We start from the raw sequence: 1,557 nt of genomic DNA, 5'->3' as shown, positions 1-1,557 counted from the left end.
ACTCCACCCCTCACGAGGCTTCCATCTCTGGCCTATCAACCCAGTCGTCTACTGGGAGCCTTACCCACGCCAAGGTGGTGGGAGACCTCATCTTGGAACGAGCTTCCCGCTTAGATGCCTTCAGCGGTTATCCCTTCCGAACATAGCCAACCAGCCATGCACCTGGCGGTACAACTGGCACACCAGAGGTTCGTCCGTCCCGGTCCTCTCGTACTAGGGACAGCCTTCCGCAAGTCTCCTACGCGCGCGGCGGATAGGGACCGAACTGTCTCACGACGTTCTAAACCCAGCTCGCGTACCGCTTTAATGGGCGAACAGCCCAACCCTTGGGACCTACTCCAGCCCCAGGATGCGACGAGCCGACATCGAGGTGCCAAACCATGCCGTCGATATGGACTCTTGGGCAAGATCAGCCTGTTATCCCCGGGGTACCTTTTATCCGTTGAGCGACACCCCTTCCACCAGGAGGTGCCGGATCACTAGTCCCGACTTTCGTCCCTGCTCGACCCGTCAGTCTCACAGTCAAGCTCCCTTGTGCACTTACACTCAACACCTGATTGCCAACCAGGCTGAGGGAACCTTTGGGCGCCTCCGTTACCCTTTAGGAGGCAACCGCCCCAGTTAAACTACCCACCAGGCACTGTCCCTGAACCAGATCATGGCCCGAGGTTCAGACACCCAATTCGACCAGAGTGGTATTTCAACAACGACTCCACAACCACTAGCGTGACCGCTTCACAGTCTCCCACCTATCCTACACAAGCCGAACCGAGCACCAATACCAAGCTGTAGTAAAGGTCCCGGGGTCTTTCCGTCCTGCCGCGCGTAACGAGCATCTTTACTCGTAGTGCAATTTCGCCGAGTCTCTGGTCGAGACAGCGCCCAAGTCGTTACGCCATTCGTGCAGGTCGGAACTTACCCGACAAGGAATTTCGCTACCTTAGGATGGTTATAGTTACCACCGCCGTTTACTGGCGCTTAAATTCTCCGCTTCGCCGACGAATCAGCTAACAGGTCCTCTTAACGTTCCAGCACCGGGCAGGCGTCAGTCCGTATACCTCGTCTTGCGACTTCGCACGGACCTGTGTTTTTAGTAAACAGTCGCTTGGGCCTGGTCTCTGCGACCGGCCGCCCCTAGCCCGCAAAGAGCTTCAAGGCAACCGGCCCTCCTTCTCCCGAAGTTACGGAGGTATTTTGCCGAGTTCCTTAACCAGAGTTCACTCGATCGCCTCGGTATTCTCTACCTGACCACCTGTGTCGGTTTCGGGTACGGGCCGCAACAGCACTCGCTAGAGGCTTTTCTCGACAGCATGGGATCACCCTACTTCGCCTCAATCGGCTACGCATCACCTCTCACCCCCGCCATCAAAGGCAGACCCCCGGATTTACCTGGGAATCGGGCTACAGGCTTACACCACGACAACCACCGCGTGGCGAGGCTACCCTCCTGCGTCACCCCATCGCTTGCCTACTACCGAATCGGACCCCACGCTCCCCCACTCCTCCTCGTCCCGAAGGACTCAGAGGCGGGTTCGGATGGTTAGCATCAACAGCCTC

General features: G+C 57.7%; 1 rRNA gene. It reads right to left on the bottom strand.

Annotation, left to right across the window (positions count from 1 at the left end):
• Nucleotides 1-1,557 (bottom strand): 23S ribosomal RNA (locus ACL02T_RS34805); the annotation flags it as partial.

Origin of the sequence: Pseudonocardia oceanicola, from assembly GCF_047200735.1 — a bacterium.
Taxonomy (GTDB): domain Bacteria; phylum Actinomycetota; class Actinomycetes; order Mycobacteriales; family Pseudonocardiaceae; genus Pseudonocardia.
Note: the sequence above shows the minus strand (reverse complement) of the source record. Positions and strands in the feature narration are given on the sequence as shown.